Raw genomic sequence first — 15499 nt, forward strand, 5'->3', positions numbered from 1 at the left:
CCCCCACAAGGGGGCAGGGAACGCAGCGGCTCACGGAGCGCGATCTCGTTTCAAAGCAAAGCGCGAGAGGTCGTCCCCATGCTGACCATGATCGGCAAGCGCCTGATGTTCGCGATTCCCTCGCTGATCGGCGTCGTCATCGTCACTTTCCTGCTGACGCGCGCATTGCCGGGCGACCCTGCGGCGTACTTCGCCGGCCCTGCCGCAACGAAAGAAGCGGTCGAGCAGATCCGCAAGAAACTCGGCCTCGACAAGCCGCTGGTCGAGCAGTTCTTCCGCTATGCCAACGATCTCGCCCATGGCGATTTCGGCAACTCGCTCACGACCGGCCAGCCCGTCGCCACCGAGATCCGCAATCGCCTGCCGGCCTCGGCCGAGCTGACGCTGCTCGGCCTCATCGTCTCGGTTGTGATCGCGATCCCGCTCGGTGTGCTCGCGGCGACGCGGCCGGGGTCCTGGATCGACCATCTCTGCCGGGTCACCACGACGGCCGGCGTGTCGCTGCCCGTGTTCTTCACCGGCCTCGTGCTGGTCTATGTGTTCTACTTCCGGCTCGGCTGGTCGCCCGCGCCGCTCGGCCGTCTCGACGTGTTCTACAGCGCGCCGCCGACGGTGACCGGCTTCTACCTGATCGACACTCTGCTCGCGCGCGACGTCGAGGCATTCCGCTCGGCGCTGAGCCAGCTGATCCTGCCGGCGACGACGCTCGCGATCTTCTCGCTGGCGCCGATCGCGCGCATGACGCGCGCCTCGATGCTGGCGGTGCTCGCATCCGAATTCGTCCGCACCGCGCGGGCCAGCGGCCTGTCGCCCGCTACCGTGATCGTCACCTACGCCTTCCGCAACGCGATGCTGCCGGTCATCACCACGCTCAGCATGGTGTTCTCGTTCCTGCTGGGGGCCAACGTGCTGGTGGAGAAAGTCTTCGCCTGGCCCGGCATCGGCTCCTATGCGGTGGAAGCGCTGATCTCGTCGGACTTCGCGCCGGTGCAGGGCTTCGTGCTGACCATGGCGGTGATGTACGTGCTGCTCAACCTCGTGATCGACATCTTGTATGGCGTGATCGATCCGCGCGTCAGACTTGAAGGCTAGGGGGACCACATGAGCTCCGTTGCGCCTGCCGTCGAACCTGCCGGTCCCGCCCGCACCTCTGGCCTCGTCGCGATCCTCGAACAGACTCGCTACGTCCTCAGCGAGAACAAGGTCACGGGCTTCGCCTTCGCGCTGCTGATCCTGATCCTCGCCGCCGCGATCTTCGGCCCCTATGTGGTGCCGTATGACCCGCTCGCCTCCGACACCGTGGCTGCGCTGAAGCCCCCGTCGGCGGCGCACTGGTTCGGCACCGACCAGCTCGGGCGCGACATTTTCAGCCGCGTCATCGTCGCAACCCGGCTCGACGTCTTCATCGCGGTCGCATCCGTCGCGCTGGTGTTCCTGATGGGCGGGCTCGCCGGCATCGCGGCGGGTTACTTCGGCGGCTGGACCGATCGCATCGTCGGCCGCATCGCCGATACCATCATGGCGTTCCCGCTGTTCGTGCTCGCGATGGGCATCGTCGCCGCGCTCGGCAACACCGTGCAGAACATCATCCTCGCCACCGCCATCGTGAACTTCCCGCTCTACGCCCGTGTCGCGCGTGCCGAAGCCAATGTCCGCCGCAATGCCGGCTTCGTGCAGGCGGCGCGGCTGTCGGGCAACGGCGAATTCCGCATTCTCCTCGTGCACATCCTGCCGAACATCATGCCGATCATGATCGTGCAGATGTCGCTGACCATGGGCTATGCCATCCTCAATGCCGCGGGCCTGTCCTTCATCGGTCTCGGCGTCCGTCCGCCCACGGCTGAATGGGGCATCATGGTCGCGGAGGGCGCCGGCTTCATGGTGTCAGGGGAATGGTGGATCGCGCTCTTCCCCGGCCTCGCGCTGATGATCGCCGTGTTCTGCTTCAACCTCCTCGGCGACGGCCTGCGCGACATCGTCGATCCCCAGCGGAGGACGTGATGATGATTGGGTTTGGGCTCCTGGATTGTGCATGTGAGGAGGGCACTGCTCTCTCATTCCCTCCCCCACAAGGGGGGAGGGAGCGAGAGGTCGGTGCCTCCCTCACGCGCAAAGGCCCATCGGAAATTCTCCAATGATTTCAGTCGCCATTCTACTGTGCATGGGGTTGTTTTCGAATGTTTGAGTGACGGGAGCCGTCCATGACCGCCCAGCCGCTGCTCGACGTTCAGGACCTCACCGTCGAGTTCACCACCCGTCGCGGCATCGTGAAAGCGGTGCAGCACGTCGACATCTCCGTGGCCAAGGGCGAGACGCTCGCCATCGTCGGCGAGTCCGGCTCCGGCAAGTCGGTGACCTCCTATGCCGTGATGCGCATCCTCGATCGCGCGGGGCGGATCGCCGAGGGTTCGGTGATGTTCTCCGGCATCGACGTCAAGGCCGCGACCGAAGACCAGATGCGCGACCTGCGCGGCCGCGAGGTCTCGATGATCTTCCAGAACCCGCGCGCCGCGCTGAACCCGATCCGCAAAGTCGGCGACCAGATCGAGGACGTGCTGCGCACCCATGTGCAGCAGGCCCAGGTGGCCGATCACGGCGAGAAGGCGATCGAGGCGCTGGAGCAGGTCAAGATCGCCCGCCCGCGCGAGCGCTACCACGCCTATCCGTTCGAGCTCTCCGGCGGCATGTGCCAGCGCGTCGTCATCGCGCTCGCGCTCGCCTGCAATCCGCAGCTCCTCATCGCGGACGAGCCGACCACCGGCCTCGACGTCACCACGCAGAAGGCGGTGATGGACCTGATCGTCGAGCTGACCAGGCGCCGCGCGATGTCGACCATCCTGATCACGCACGATCTCGGCTTGGCTGCCGCCTATTGCGACCGCGTCGTCGTCATGGAGAAGGGCCGCGTCGTCGAGACCGCGAAAGCCGCCGACATCTTCGCCAACCCGCAGCACCCCTACACCAAGAAGCTGATGCGCGCGACGCCGCGGCTGGGTGTGAGCCTGCGGGATCTGCTGCCAGAGGAGGAGGGCGCTGCCTTCGCCTCTCCCCGCGTGCGGGGAGAGGCCGACGCGCTCGGGAGCACAATTGCGCCCCAGAGCGCGGCGGGTGAGGGGGAGCCTCCGCGTATTGTGCTCGCAGATGTAGCCCCTCACCCCAACCCTCTCCCCGTGAAGGACGGGGAGAGGGAGCAGAGCAGTGCAAGCGGGGAGAAGGCGCCCCTCCTCCTCGTCGACAAGCTCGTCAAGGAATATCCCCGCCAGGGCGCCACCGCCGTGCTCGGCAAACTGTTCGGCCGCAAGCCGCCGGTCGAGCCAGACGTGTTCCGCGCCGTCGACGGCATCAGCTTTGCGATCGGCCATGGCGAGAGCGTCGGCCTCGTCGGCGAATCCGGCTGCGGCAAATCGACGACGTCGATGATGGTGATGCGTCTCCTCGATCAGACCTCCGGACTGATCGAGTTCGATGGCGAGGCGATCTCCGGCATCGCGCCATCGGCCTTTGCCCGCCTGCCGCAGCGCAGCCGCATCCAGATGGTGTTCCAGGACCCGACCGACAGCCTCAACCCGCGCTTCACCGCCGCGCGCGCCATCGCCGACCCCATCATGCAACTCGGCGACGTCAAGGGCCGCGATGCGCTCCGCGCCCGCTGCGAGGAACTGGCCACCATGGTCGGCCTGCCGCACAACCTGCTCGACCGCTTCCCGCACCAATTGTCCGGCGGCCAGAAGGCCCGCGTCGGCATCGCCCGGGCCATTGCCCTGCATCCGAAGCTGGTCATCCTGGACGAGCCGACGGCGGCGCTGGACGTCTCGGTGCAGGCCGTGGTGCTCAATCTGCTGCAGGATCTCAAGGCGCGGCTAGGTATGAGCTATCTGTTCGTCTCGCATGATTTGAATGTGGTGCGCTTGTTGTGCGATCGTGTCATTGTGATGCGGACGGGTCGAATCGTCGAGGAAGGCTCTTCCGAGAAGGTCTTGAGCGATCCGCAGGACGACTACACCAAGGAGCTGCTGACGGCGATCCCGCATCCGCCGTTGCCGGCCTAGGTGTCATGCCCCGCGCAGGCGGGGCATCCAGTAATCACCAGCGTTGGTGTGTACTGGATCGCCCGCCTTCGCGGGCGATGACGAAGATGGAGATAAAAGTGACTGCGAGTAAACGCGAACCCCTGGACGATTATATCGACGCCGTATCGAAAGCGCTGGCGCTGCCGCTCGAGGAGGCCTGGAGGCCCGCGGTGCGCGCCAACCTCGAGGTCTCGCTGCGGCTCGCCCGTCTCGTCGACGAATTCGCGCTGCCGGACGAGACCGAGCCGGCGCCCGTCTTTACGGCCTGATGCTGCCATGACCGCCAAGCCAGAGATGACGGCCTCCGAGATCGCAAGCGCGGTCGCAAGCCGGAAGATGTCCGCGCTCGATGCCACGGAAGCCGCGCTGGCGCGCATCCAGCAGCATGACGGTGTGCTCAATTCCTTCACCGACATCACCGCCGATCGTGCCCGCACGAAAGCGCGCGCGGTCGACGTCGACATCGCCGCCGGCAAGCCCGTCGGCCCGCTCGCCGGCGTGCCGTTCGCGGTGAAGAACCTGTTCGACGTCGCGGGCCTGCCCACCCGCGCAGGCTCGAAGATCAACCGCGACCTCGCATCCGCCAAGCGCGATGCGGTGCTGATTGAGCGCATGGAAGCGGCCGGCGCCGTTCTCGTCGGCGCGCTCAACATGGGCGAATACGCTTACGACTTCACGGGCGAGAACATCCACGACGGCCCCTCGCGCAATCCGCACGACACCACGCGGATGAGCGGCGGTTCGTCGGGCGGCTCGGGCAGCGCCGTCGGCGGCGCGCTGGTGCCGCTCGCGCTCGGCTCGGACACCAACGGCTCGATCCGCGTGCCGTCGTCGTTCTGCGGCATCTTTGGCCTGAAGCCGACGTATGGCCGGCTGTCGCGGGCGCGGTCGTTCCCGTTCGTGGCGAGCCTCGATCATCTCGGTCCGTTCGCGCGCTCCGTCACCGACCTCGCGCTCGCCTATGACGTGATGCAAGGGCCGGATGCGGACGATGCCGCGTGCACCACGCGTGGCCTGGAACCGACGCTGCCGCTGCTCGCCAATCCGGTTTCGGATCTACGCATCGCCGTTGCCGGCGGTCACTTCCAGAAGAACGTCTTTCCGGAAGCGGTCGAAGCCGTCAGCCGCGTTGCCAAGGCGCTTGGTGCGACGAAGGTCATCGACCTGCCTGAAGCCTCGCGCGCCCGCGCGGCCGCCTACGTCATCACCACCACCGAAGGCGCCTCGCTGCACCTCGATCGTCTACGCAAGCGCCCGAACGACTTCGATCCGGCCGTACGCGACCGGCTGATCGCGGGCGCCATGGTGCCGGCGCCGCTGGTTGATCGCGCGCAGAAATTCCGCCGCTGGTATCGCGCGCAGCTTGCCGAGATCTTCAAATCGGTCGACGTGCTGCTGGCGCCGGCGACGCCCTGCACCGCGCCAAAGCTCGGCCAGGTGAATTTCAACCTCGACGGCGTCGAGCTGCCGGTGCGCGCCAATATCGGCATCCACACCCAGCCGATCTCGTTCATCGGCCTGCCGGTCGTTGCAGTGCCGGTGCCGCTCGAGCCGCTGCCGATCGGCGTGCAGATCATCTGCGCGCCTTGGCGCGAGGACATAGCGCTGCGCGTCGCGCACGCGTTGGAGAAGATGGGCGTCGTTGTTGCGCCCACGCCAAGAGGATTTTGAGATGGAGATCGATCTCCCCGAGGTGATCGCGGAAGTCAAAGCCGCGTTCGAGCGCTATGAGCAGGCCCTCGTGAGCAACGACGTCGCCGCGCTCGGCGAACTCTTTCGCAACGATCCCCGTACGCTGCGCTACGGCATCGGCGAGAACCTCTACGGCTATGAGGCGATCTCCGGCTTCCGCGCCGCACGCTCGCCGGTCGGGTTGAACCGGCGCACCGCAAGGACGGTGATCACCAGCTACGGCCGCGACACGGCCGTGGCCTCCACCCTGTTCTATCGCGACACGGCGCCCGGCAAGGTCGGCCGGCAGATGCAGACGTGGATTCGCTTCCCGGAGGGCTGGCGCGTCGTCGCGGCTCATGTCAGCATCATCGACGAGCCGAAAGAGACCTGACCGAATGACGCTTGACGATCTTCCGCCCGGGACATTGCCGGCCGAGCCGGTGGTGCCCCGCGTCGACCGGGCACTTCCGTCGCTGCAGAAAGTCACGCGCGCCGAGGAACTGCGGCTTCAGCTTGCCGACGAGATCGTGCGCGGGATGCTGGCGCCGGGCGCGCCGCTGGACGAGACCGACATCGCGCGGCGCTTCAACGTCTCGCGCACCCCGGTCCGCGAGGCGCTGCGCCAGCTGGTGGCGAGCGGGCTGGTCGAGGCACGGCCCCATCGCGGCGCGGTGGTGGCGCGGCCATCCGTCGAGCGGCTGAAAGGCATGTTCGAGGCGATGGCGGAGCTCGAGGCCTTGTGCGCAGGCCTCGCCGCCGAACGCATGTCGGCGGCCGAGCGTCACGGCCTGGAGGCCATCCACGAGGAGCTGCGGGTGCTGAGCTACACCGGCAATCCCGAGCGCTTCCACGAGGTCAACGAGCGCTTCCACAACGCGATCTATGCCGGTTCGCAGAACGGCTACATCGCCGAGATCACGCTCGCCACCCGCGTCCGCGTGCAGCCGTTCCGCCGCGCCCAGTTCCGCAATCTCGGCCGCCTCGCCAAGTCGCACGCCGAGCACGACCGCGTCGTCGTCGCCATCATGCGCGGCGACAAGCAAGGTGCCGCAGCGGCGATGCGCGCGCATATCGAGCTGGTGCGCGGCGAGTACGAGATCTACGCGGTGTCGGTGTAGCCACCGTCCGCCGCCACACCCTCGGTGTCGTCCCCGCGAACGCGGGGACCCATAACCACAGGGAGCAGTGCGAGGCAAAGCTCCCACTCCCAGTCTTCCCAAAGCCGCTCCCTGTGGGTATGGGTCCCGGATCTGCGCTCCGCTCTAGACAACGCTACGCGTTGTCCGGAGCTGCGCTTGTCCGGGACGACAGCGGCGTGAATTCACCCCTTCGCGGCTTCCGCCATATATTTCCGCCAGCCGCCATACGCAGTGATGTCTCGCGCTTCGTCCAGCACCTCCGGCTCGACGAGAAACCCCTTCACGCTGCGGCCGTCCGCCAAGCGAACGGTGCCGATCGCCATCGGTGCCGGGATCGCGTTGACGAATCTGCCGAAGGCGGACGGCGACAGCGACCAGATCTCGAGCTCGATCGCGGTGCCCTCGCCGGCTGCGACACGCAGCATGCCCGGCTTGGCCGGCGTGGTCGGCAGCGCATAGAGCTTGTAATCCGGCGCGGTTTTGGTGACCTCGATCAGGCGGCCGTCGAGCGTCGTCAGTTCGCCGTTCAATGCCATGCCGGAGAGATGCGCGCCGACGACCGCGATCGGGATCTCGTCGCTGCTGCTGGTGGCGAGCGCTGCGAGCGGCGGCTGCGCCACCCCCCTCGCGCCAACGATCAGCTGGGTATCTGCATGGAAGACGCGGCCGATGCTGGCGAGCAGCGCATCGCGTCCTGCGGGCGCGAGCAGCGTGATGCCGAACGGAATGCCGTCGCTGCGCATCGATGCGGGTAAGGCGAGGCCGCAGAGGTCGAGCAGGTTGACGAAATTGGTATAGGTGCCGAGACGGCTGTTGAGCTCGATCGGGTTGGCGAGCACCTGTGCGGTCGTGTAGGCCGTCGGCGCCGTCGGCAGCACCAGCGCGTCAATATTGGCGAATGTGCGCTCGGCGATCTTGCGCAGCCCTTGCAGACGATAGAGCGCCGAGAAGGTTTCCACCGCGGTCAGCCGCGCGCCGGCGGCGGTGATCTCGCGCGTCACGGGATGGATCGTGTCGGGCGCGGAGGCAAGCAGGTCCTTGATCACGAGATAGCGCTCGGCGACCCAGGGCCCCTCATACAGCAGCCGCGCCGTCTCGTAGAACGGTTCGAGGTCGAACTCGACCAATGTCGCCCCAAGCGCAGTCCATCGCTTCAGCGCATCGCCGTAAGCGGCTTCCGCTTTCCTGTCGCCGAAGAAGATCAACTGCCCGTTGCGCGGCACGCCCAGGCGCAAGTTTGGCGGCATCGGCGTGATCGCGCCAAGCGGCCGGTCGCGCGAGAACGGATCGGCCTGGTCCGGTCCCGCCATCACCGACAGCGCGAGGGCGGCGTCGTCCACCGTCAGTGCGAACACCGAGATGCAGTCGAGCGTGCGGCAGGCCGGCACCAGGCCCGCCGTCGAGATCATGCCGAGGCTCGGCTTCAGCCCGACGATGTTGTTGAGCATCGCCGGCACGCGGCCGGAGCCGGCGGTGTCGGTGCCGAGCGACAGCGGCACCAGCCCGGCGCCGACCGCGGCAGCCGAGCCCGAGCTCGAGCCGCCGGGAATGAGATCCTCGCGGATCGAGTTTTTGGGGATGCCGTAGGGCGAACGGACGCCGACGAGGCCGGTCGCGAACTGGTCGAGATTGGTCTTGCCGATGATGATGGCGCCGGCGGCGCGCAGGCGCTCCACGGCGGTCGAATCGTGCGCCGGCGTGTACGAGAAGGCCGGGCAGGCGGCCGTGGTCGGAAAGCCCAGCGCGTCGATATTGTCCTTCACCGCAACCGGCACGCCATAGAGCGGCAGGCCGGCGGCGCCCTTCGTGGCGAGACGTTCGGCCTCTGCGATCGCGTCCGTCTCGTCGCGCAGGCTGATGAACACGGCGGGGTCATTGTGGTCGCGGATGCGCTGATAGGTCCGCGCGACCGTCTGCGCCGGCGAAAGCCGGCCCGCGCGGTGCGCGGCCACAATCGCGGCGATCGTTTCAGGCTGCTCAGCCCCCATGGCGACAAAACTCCGGCAACATGTCCTCACCCGGAGTGAAGCAAGCGATGTGCCATTGTGTACATTATCCGGGCAGGACAATTACCCAGGATATTATCGTGAGATCAGTGGGTTGGGGGATATTTCGGCAGGGGCGCGAGCGGGCGCGCCGGCGACCCGTGACGTGCATCTGCCCAAATCATGGGCAGATCGAGGTCAGGTGAAGCCGGCGAGGATCCGGAGCAACTGCGCCCTGTTCTCCCTGCCGATCTTCGCCTCGACGTGCCGCTCGTGCTCGGCCGCGAGCCGCTTGAATTTCGCCAGCGCGGTCTCGCCCAGCGCCGTGAGGTGCAAGGCGTGGGAGCGCCGGTCTTCCTTCGACTTGATTCGCTTCACCAGCTTGCGCTGTTCGAGGCTGTCGAGCAGGTGCACCAGCCGGGCGCGCTCGATGCCGAGGCGCTTGGCCACCGCCATCTGCGACAGGCCCGGATTGGCGCCGATCACCGTCAGCACCGAATATTGCGTCGGCCGGATGTCGACCTCGCCGAGCGTCTTGATGAAGTCCTGAAAGATCCAGATCTGGAAACGCCGCACCGCATAGCCGGCATGGCCGGCCAGTGCGTCGAGGCCGACGTCGTCGGCGACATCGCGTGGTGCTGCGCCGTTGCCGGCGCGCTTTCGCGGGGTGTGGCGGCTGTCGACCCGGGCTGCACTGGCTGTCACGTCGGTCTCTCCTGTCGCGCAACCCTAGCGCCTCGTGGGCCTGAGCGAAAGATTGTTGTTGACGACAACAATTGCCATGCCCAACATTATGACCAAAGCGGCCCGGACGAGGCTGCGGCCGATCCCATATCCGGGCGGAGGAGGAAACACATGACAGTCGCCCCAGATGGTGACGTTGCAGGCCTGTTCGCAACGCCAAGGACGATCGCAGAGCAACGCGCCGACGGCAGCATCATGCTGCGATCGCCCGATCCGTTGCGCAATGGCGCCCGTTGCGTCGGCGACTGGCTGGAGCAATGGGCGCGGCGAACGCCGGATGCGATCTTCCTGGCCGAACGCGGCACTGTCGAAGCGCCCTGGACCACCGTCACCTATGCCGAGGCGTTGCGGAAGGTGCGCGCCGCCGCGTCCTGGATCTTGGCGCAAGGCCTCTCCGCAGAGCACCCGCTCGCGATCCTCTCCGACAACAGCATTGATCACGCGCTGCTCGCGCTTGCCGCCCAGCATGTGGGCGTGCCCTCGGCCGCGATCTCGCCCGCCTATTCGCTGATGTCGAGAGACTTCGACAAGCTCAAGAGCATGATTGCGCTGCTCGAGCCGGGCGCGATCTACGTCTCCGCGACCAAGCCATTCGCGGCAGCGCTGGCAGCTATCGAGCCGCTGCACCAGGCTCAGATCATCAGTGGCAATGCCGATGACGATGGCGTACTCGCCTTCTGCACCGTTGCGGCAACGCCCGAGACGCCCGACGTCGCAAGGGCCTTTGCCGCGCTCACGCCGGACACGATCGCAAAACTCCTGTTCACGTCAGGCTCGACCGGCACGCCCAAGGCGGTCATCAACACCCAGCGCATGCTGACCTCCAGTCAGCAAGCGAAGGCGCAGACCTGGACCTTTCTCGACGAGGGCCCCGGCAATCTCGTCATCCTCGACTGGCTGCCCTGGAGTCACACCTTCGGCGCCAACCACAATTTCAACCTCGTGCTGCGCAATGGCGGCTCGCTCTATATCGACGGCGGCAAGCCTGCCCCCGGCCTGTTCGCGACGTCGCTCGCCAATCTGAAAAGCGTGATGCCGACGGTCTATTTCAACGTGCCGCGCGGCTTCGACATGCTGATCGCGGCGCTGCGCAGCGACGAGGAACTGCGCCGCCGCTTCTTCGGCGAGGTGAAATTCGCCTTCTATGCCGGCGCTGCGCTCCCGCAGAATCTCTGGGATGCCCTGGAGCAGCTCTCCATCGAGACCGTCGGCCGTGCGTTGCCGATGGTCTCGGCCTGGGGCTCGACCGAAACCTCACCGCTCGCCACCGACTGTCATTTCCTCGCCGAGCGCTCCGGCAACATCGGCGTGCCCATTCCCGGCACCGAATTGAAACTCGTCGGCTCCGGCGACAAGCTGGAGGTGCGGGTGCGCGGCCCCAATGTCACGCCCGGCTATTGGAAGGCGCCGGAGCTGACCAGGCAAGCGTTCGACGAGGAGGGCTTCTACCTGATCGGCGACGCGGTGAAGCTTGCTGACAGCGCGCGGCCGGAGCGCGGCCTGTTCTTCGACGGCCGCGTTGCCGAAGACTTCAAGCTCAACTCAGGCACATGGGTCAGCGTCGGCACGTTGCGCGTTGCCGGCATCGCCGCGCTGGCGCCGCTCGCGCAGGACATCGTCGTCACCGGTCATGGCGGCGACGAGGTGCGCTTCCTGGTATTTCCAAACAACGCAGCTTGCCGCGCCCATGCCGGTCTGCCCGAGACAGCGGCTGTGAACGACGTGCTCGCGCATGACCTGATCAGAACCGCGATCGCGCAAGGCCTGGCGAGGCTGAAACTGCAGGGCCCCAACTCCTCCGGCCATGCCACGCGCGCGCTGCTTCTCGCCGAGCCGCCATCGGTGGATGGCGGCGAGATCACCGACAAGGGCTACATCAATCAGCGCGCCGTATTGACGCGCCGTGCCGATGCAGTGGCGCGGCTGAATGATGATGCGTCGGCGGAGTGGGTCGGTCCGTAAGGAGTAGAGGTTCTCTCCACTCGTAAGCTCTCGTGCCCCGGACGCAGCGCAGCGCCCCGGCGATGCGAAGCATCGTCCGGTGTGATGCGCTGTAGAGCCGGGGCCCATCTATCCGAGTGCAGCGTGGCCGCATGGGTCCCGGCTCTGCGCAGCAGCGTTTCACGCAGCAGCGCGTCCGGGACACGGGATCCAGGCCCGTAAACTAGCCCAGCATCCCTGCCGCAATATCTTGCCGATTCTTTTGTTGCCTAAGCAACTAATTTATGCGAACCGTTCCAGGCGCGGATGACGGCGGGGGAACCGCCGCGTCCGATCCTGGAGGAAACAATGCTCGGCACGAATGGTGCCGCCGGCAAACGCCGGCGCATGCCTGGAACTGTCGGAAGGTGCTGCCTGAGGCGCGACCCGTCAGACCTCAGTGCCGCCGGTCACCGCGCCGAGATTTTCGTGCAGCCGGCGCAGCAGGTCGATCAGCACCTCGCGCTCGTCCTTGCTCAGGCAGGACAACAGGCGTCTCTCACGTTCGAACGCAGCGACGATCACCTTGTCGTGGGTGGCGCGCCCCTTCGCCGTCAGCGAGATCGAATGCGTGCGGCCGTCATTGGGATCGGTGCGGATCGAGACCAGCCCGCGTTTCTCCAGTCCTGCCAGTGTCCGGCTCACCGGCCCCTTGTCGAAGCCGATGACGTGGCAGATTCGCGACGCCGGAATGCCGGGTTCGATCGCCAGCAGCGACATGATCCGCCATTCCGTGACGTTGACGCCGAACTGCTTCTGATAGAACGCGGTCGCGCTGTTCGAGAGCTTGTTGGCGATGAAGGTGATGAACGCCGGGACGTAACGGTCGAGATCGAGCGTCGGTCCCACATCATTGGGCGCGGGCTTCTGGCGGACTCTGGTCGAAGACGGCGGCATATCGGGTTTCTGACTCGCGGCGGGCCCGCTGACCTAAGGGCATGCGCTCCCCTTTCACAAGATCAAAATGAGGGAGGTCTTCCATGACCGTATCCAGCCCCGCTGGATCAGGCATTCCGCATCTCGACGTCGATCCCTTCGACATGAAGTTTTTTGCCGACCCCTACCCCACGCATGAGCTGCTGCGGGAAGCGGGCCCCGTGGTCTATCTCGACAGATGGAACGTGTACGCCGTCGCGCGCTACGCCGAGGTCCATGCCGTTCTCAACGATCCCGCGACCTTCTGCTCGAGCCGCGGCGTCGGGCTGTCCGACTTCAAGAAGGAGACGCCGTGGCGGCCGCCGAGCCTGATCCTCGAGGCCGATCCGCCGGCGCACACCCGCACCCGCGCCGTGCTGTCGAAGGTGCTGTCGCCCACCGTGATGAAGCAGGTCCGCGATCGCTTTGCCGCGGCGGCCGAGGCGCGGGTCGATGCGCTGCTGGAGACGCGCAGCTTCGATGCGATCACGGATCTTGCGGAAGCCTATCCGCTCTCGATCTTTCCGGATGCGCTCGGCTTGAAGCCCGAGGGGCGGGAGCATCTGATTCCCTATGCCAGCGTGGTGTTCAACGCCTTCGGTCCGCCCAACCAGCTGCGCCAGGAGGCGATCGAACGCTCGGCACCGCACCAGGCCTATGTCACCGAGCAGTGCCAGCGCGAGAACCTGGCGCCGGATGGCTTTGGGGCCTGCATTCATGCACAGGTCGACGAAGGCGCCATCACGGCAACCGAAGCGCCGCTCCTGGTGCGCTCGCTGCTGTCGGCCGGTCTCGACACCACCGTCAACGGCATAGCGGCCGCGGTCTATTGCCTCGCCCGTTTCCCGGATCAATGGCAGCGCCTGCGCCAGGATCTTACGCTCGCGCGTGGCGCCTTCGAGGAGGCCGTGCGCTTCGAAAGTCCGGTGCAGACCTTCTTCCGCACCACCTCGCGCGAGGTCGAGTTGTCGGGCGCGCGGATCGGCGAGGGCGAGAAGGTGCTGATGTTCCTGGCCGCAGCCAATCGCGATCCCCGTCGCTGGGACAAGCCGGACAGCTACGACATCACACGCCGCACCTCCGGCCATGTCGGCTTCGGCTCCGGCATCCACATGTGCGTCGGTCAGCTTGTCGCCCGGCTCGAAGGCGAGGTGATGCTGACGGCGCTGGCCCGGCGCATCGAAAAGATCGAGATCACGGGCGAGCCGAAGCGCCGCTTCAACAACACGCTGCGCGGGCTCGACAGCCTGCCTGTCACCATCACTCCGGCCTGACGAGGAGCTCATGCCCGCCATCACCTTCATCCATCCCGACGGCAAGTCCGACCGCGTCGAGACCGGCGACGGCGAGAGTGCCATGCAGGCCGCGACCCGCCACGGCCTCGACGGCATCCTGGCCGAATGCGGCGGCAACGCCATGTGCGCCACGTGCCACGTGTATGTCGACGACGGTTCGCTCGCACTCTTGCCCGCGATGGCCGATGACGAAGACGCGCTGCTCGACGGCACCGCGAGCGAGCGGCGGCCGAACAGCCGGCTGTCCTGCCGGATCAAGATCACGCCCGCACTTGATGGGCTGGTGCTGAGACTGCCCGAACGGCAGGTCTGACTTTTCAAACGCGTCGGCAGAGACCGGCGCGCCAATCGACCAACAGGGGAGGGAAATGATGAAACGTCTGAAGTGGACGCTCGCGCTGGCCGCGAGCCTGGTAACTGGCGCGGCGAATGCCGAGATATCGGACAACGTCGTGCGCATCGGCGTGCTCAACGACATCTCCGGCATCTTCCAGGACACCAACGGCATGGGTTCGGTGGAAGCCGCGCGCATGGCAGCCGAGGATTTCAACGGCGGTGGAAAGGGCATCAAGGTCGAGATCGTCTATGCCGATCACCAGAACAAGGCCGATGTCGGCAACGCCATCGCCCGCAAATGGCTCGACGTCGAGGGCGTCGATGCCATCGTCGACGTGCCGAACTCGGCGGTCGGCCTCTCCATCAATGCCCTGCTGCGCGACAGCCGCATGACGTTCCTGGCGTCGTCGACCGCAAGCTCGGATCTCACCGGCAAGGCCTGCTCGCCCAACACCATCCAATGGGTCAATGACGCCTGGGCAACCGGCAACACCACGGCGGCCGCGATGATGTCGCGCGGCGGCAAGGATTGGTATTTCCTCACGGTGGACTATGCGCTCGGCAAGGGCATCGAGGCGGAGGCGCAGAAATACATCGAAGGACACGGCGGCAAGGTGCTCGGCTCCTCGAAGCATCCGCTCGGCACTTCCGACTTCGCGTCCTTACTGTTGCAGGCGCAGAGCTCCAAGGCGCAGGTGATCGGGCTCGCCAATGCCGGCGGCGACACCATCAACGCTGTGAAGCAGGCGGCCGAGTTCGGCATCCAGCAGAGCGGCCAGAAGCTCGTCGCCTTCCTGCTCTTCATCAACGACATCCACGGCATGGGCATCAAGGTCGCCCAAGGGCTCCAGCTCATGGAGGCCTTCTATTGGGACATGAACGACGACACCCGCGCGTTCGCAAAACGTTTTGCCGCCCGGCCCGGCATGAACGGCAAGATGCCGAGCGGCAACCAGGCCGGCGTTTACGCCTCCACGCTCGCCTATCTCAATGCGGTCGCCGTCACCGGCAGCGACAGTGCCAAGCAGGTCGTGCCCGAGATGAAAAAGTTCCAGGGCAAGGACAAGCTCTTCGGCGACACCACGATCCGCCAGGACGGCCGCGTCGTGCACCCCATGTACCTGTTCGAGGTGAAGAAGCCGGAGGAGTCGAAATATCCATATGATTACTACAAGCTGGTCTCGACGATTCCCGCCGACCAGGCCTTCCGTCCGCTGACGGAAGGCGGATGTGAGCTGGTGAAGTAGCTATAGCCGAGCGCGCAACTGCACCCCCTTCCCTTGTGGGGGAGGGTGGCTTCGCGAAGCGAAGGCGGGTGAGGGGTTCTCTCCTCATGGGCAATCGTGCGAGTGGAAAGAGCC

At 66.3% G+C, this 15499-nt stretch carries 14 protein-coding genes; 11 read left to right on the top strand and 3 right to left on the bottom strand.

Features of this window, described 5'->3' with window-relative positions; all coding sequences use genetic code 11:
• Positions 1–78 precede the first annotated feature (78 nt).
• The 7 genes from IVB23_RS22825 (at position 79) to IVB23_RS22855 (ending at position 6862) form a co-directional block, all read left to right on the top strand.
• A complete protein-coding gene (locus IVB23_RS22825) occupies positions 79–1092 on the top strand; it encodes an ABC transporter permease (RefSeq protein WP_061879735.1) in 1014 nt (337 codons plus the stop codon).
• Positions 1093–1101: 9 nt separating this feature from the next.
• Positions 1102–2001, top strand: a complete 900-nt coding sequence (locus IVB23_RS22830) for an ABC transporter permease (protein ID WP_247800119.1) — start codon at positions 1102–1104, stop codon at positions 1999–2001.
• Positions 2002–2201: 200 nt separating this feature from the next.
• The gene (locus IVB23_RS22835) at positions 2202–4049 is read left to right on the top strand and encodes an ABC transporter ATP-binding protein (RefSeq protein ID WP_247800120.1); all 1848 of its coding nucleotides are present in this window, start codon (positions 2202–2204) and stop codon (positions 4047–4049) included.
• 98 nt (positions 4050–4147) lie between these two features.
• Positions 4148–4339: a DUF4089 domain-containing protein gene (locus tag IVB23_RS22840; protein ID WP_247800121.1), complete on the top strand. Its 192-nt coding sequence runs from the start codon at positions 4148–4150 to the stop codon at positions 4337–4339.
• A gap of 7 nt (positions 4340–4346) precedes the next feature.
• Entirely contained in the window at positions 4347–5741 is a 1395-nt protein-coding gene (locus tag IVB23_RS22845; RefSeq protein WP_247800122.1) for an AtzE family amidohydrolase, read from the top strand.
• Position 5742: 1 nt separating this feature from the next.
• Positions 5743–6135, top strand: coding sequence for an oxalurate catabolism protein HpxZ (gene hpxZ, locus IVB23_RS22850; RefSeq protein ID WP_061879703.1), 393 nt, complete (start codon positions 5743–5745; stop codon positions 6133–6135).
• 4 nt (positions 6136–6139) lie between these two features.
• Complete coding sequence (locus IVB23_RS22855; RefSeq protein WP_061879702.1) at positions 6140–6862, top strand: GntR family transcriptional regulator; 723 nt, start codon at positions 6140–6142, stop codon at positions 6860–6862.
• 203 nt (positions 6863–7065) lie between these two features.
• Here the strand turns inward: IVB23_RS22855 and atzF are convergent, their stop codons facing one another.
• Positions 7066–8871, bottom strand: coding sequence for an allophanate hydrolase (atzF, locus tag IVB23_RS22860; protein WP_247800123.1), 1806 nt, complete (start codon positions 8869–8871; stop codon positions 7066–7068).
• Between the two features lie 195 nt (positions 8872–9066).
• Complete coding sequence (locus tag IVB23_RS22865; protein ID WP_247800124.1) at positions 9067–9573, bottom strand: MarR family winged helix-turn-helix transcriptional regulator; 507 nt, start codon at positions 9571–9573, stop codon at positions 9067–9069.
• A 150-nt stretch (positions 9574–9723) separates the two neighbouring features.
• Here IVB23_RS22865 and IVB23_RS22870 point away from each other — a divergent pair, with 150 nt between their 5' ends.
• Complete coding sequence (locus tag IVB23_RS22870) at positions 9724–11574, top strand: feruloyl-CoA synthase (protein ID WP_247800125.1); 1851 nt, start codon at positions 9724–9726, stop codon at positions 11572–11574.
• Positions 11575–11982: 408 nt separating this feature from the next.
• Here IVB23_RS22870 and IVB23_RS22875 read toward each other — a convergent pair whose 3' ends face one another.
• Positions 11983–12489, bottom strand: a complete 507-nt coding sequence (locus IVB23_RS22875) for a MarR family winged helix-turn-helix transcriptional regulator (protein ID WP_247800126.1) — start codon at positions 12487–12489, stop codon at positions 11983–11985.
• Positions 12490–12572: 83 nt separating this feature from the next.
• Here IVB23_RS22875 and IVB23_RS22880 point away from each other — a divergent pair, with 83 nt between their 5' ends.
• The 3 genes from IVB23_RS22880 to IVB23_RS22890 are packed head-to-tail and all read left to right on the top strand — an operon-like array spanning position 12573 to position 15385.
• Entirely contained in the window at positions 12573–13781 is a 1209-nt protein-coding gene (locus IVB23_RS22880; RefSeq protein ID WP_247800127.1) for a cytochrome P450, read from the top strand.
• Between the two features lie 10 nt (positions 13782–13791).
• Positions 13792–14115, top strand: a complete 324-nt coding sequence (locus IVB23_RS22885; RefSeq protein ID WP_247800128.1) for a 2Fe-2S iron-sulfur cluster-binding protein — start codon at positions 13792–13794, stop codon at positions 14113–14115.
• A 58-nt stretch (positions 14116–14173) separates the two neighbouring features.
• Complete coding sequence (locus IVB23_RS22890; RefSeq protein WP_247800129.1) at positions 14174–15385, top strand: ABC transporter substrate-binding protein; 1212 nt, start codon at positions 14174–14176, stop codon at positions 15383–15385.
• The last annotated feature ends 114 nt before the right edge of the window (positions 15386–15499 follow it).

Source organism: Bradyrhizobium sp. 191 (assembly GCF_023100985.1).
GTDB lineage: Bacteria > Pseudomonadota > Alphaproteobacteria > Rhizobiales > Xanthobacteraceae > Bradyrhizobium > Bradyrhizobium diversitatis.

Bases quoted from the DNA above. Each gene is read 5' to 3' on its own strand.
- IVB23_RS22825 (WP_061879735.1), top strand. From the start codon at position 79: ATGCTGACCATGATCGGCAAGCGCCTGATGTTCGCGATTCCCTCGCTG.
- IVB23_RS22830 (WP_247800119.1), top strand. From the start codon at position 1,102: ATGAGCTCCGTTGCGCCTGCCGTCGAACCTGCCGGTCCCGCCCGCACC.
- IVB23_RS22835 (WP_247800120.1), top strand. From the start codon at position 2,202: ATGACCGCCCAGCCGCTGCTCGACGTTCAGGACCTCACCGTCGAGTTC.
- IVB23_RS22845 (WP_247800122.1), top strand. From the start codon at position 4,347: ATGACCGCCAAGCCAGAGATGACGGCCTCCGAGATCGCAAGCGCGGTC.
- hpxZ (WP_061879703.1), top strand. From the start codon at position 5,743: ATGGAGATCGATCTCCCCGAGGTGATCGCGGAAGTCAAAGCCGCGTTC.
- IVB23_RS22855 (WP_061879702.1), top strand. From the start codon at position 6,140: ATGACGCTTGACGATCTTCCGCCCGGGACATTGCCGGCCGAGCCGGTG.
- atzF (WP_247800123.1), bottom strand. From the start codon at position 8,871: ATGGGGGCTGAGCAGCCTGAAACGATCGCCGCGATTGTGGCCGCGCAC.
- IVB23_RS22870 (WP_247800125.1), top strand. From the start codon at position 9,724: ATGACAGTCGCCCCAGATGGTGACGTTGCAGGCCTGTTCGCAACGCCA.
- IVB23_RS22875 (WP_247800126.1), bottom strand. From the start codon at position 12,489: ATGCCGCCGTCTTCGACCAGAGTCCGCCAGAAGCCCGCGCCCAATGAT.
- IVB23_RS22880 (WP_247800127.1), top strand. From the start codon at position 12,573: ATGACCGTATCCAGCCCCGCTGGATCAGGCATTCCGCATCTCGACGTC.
- IVB23_RS22885 (WP_247800128.1), top strand. From the start codon at position 13,792: ATGCCCGCCATCACCTTCATCCATCCCGACGGCAAGTCCGACCGCGTC.
- IVB23_RS22890 (WP_247800129.1), top strand. From the start codon at position 14,174: ATGAAACGTCTGAAGTGGACGCTCGCGCTGGCCGCGAGCCTGGTAACT.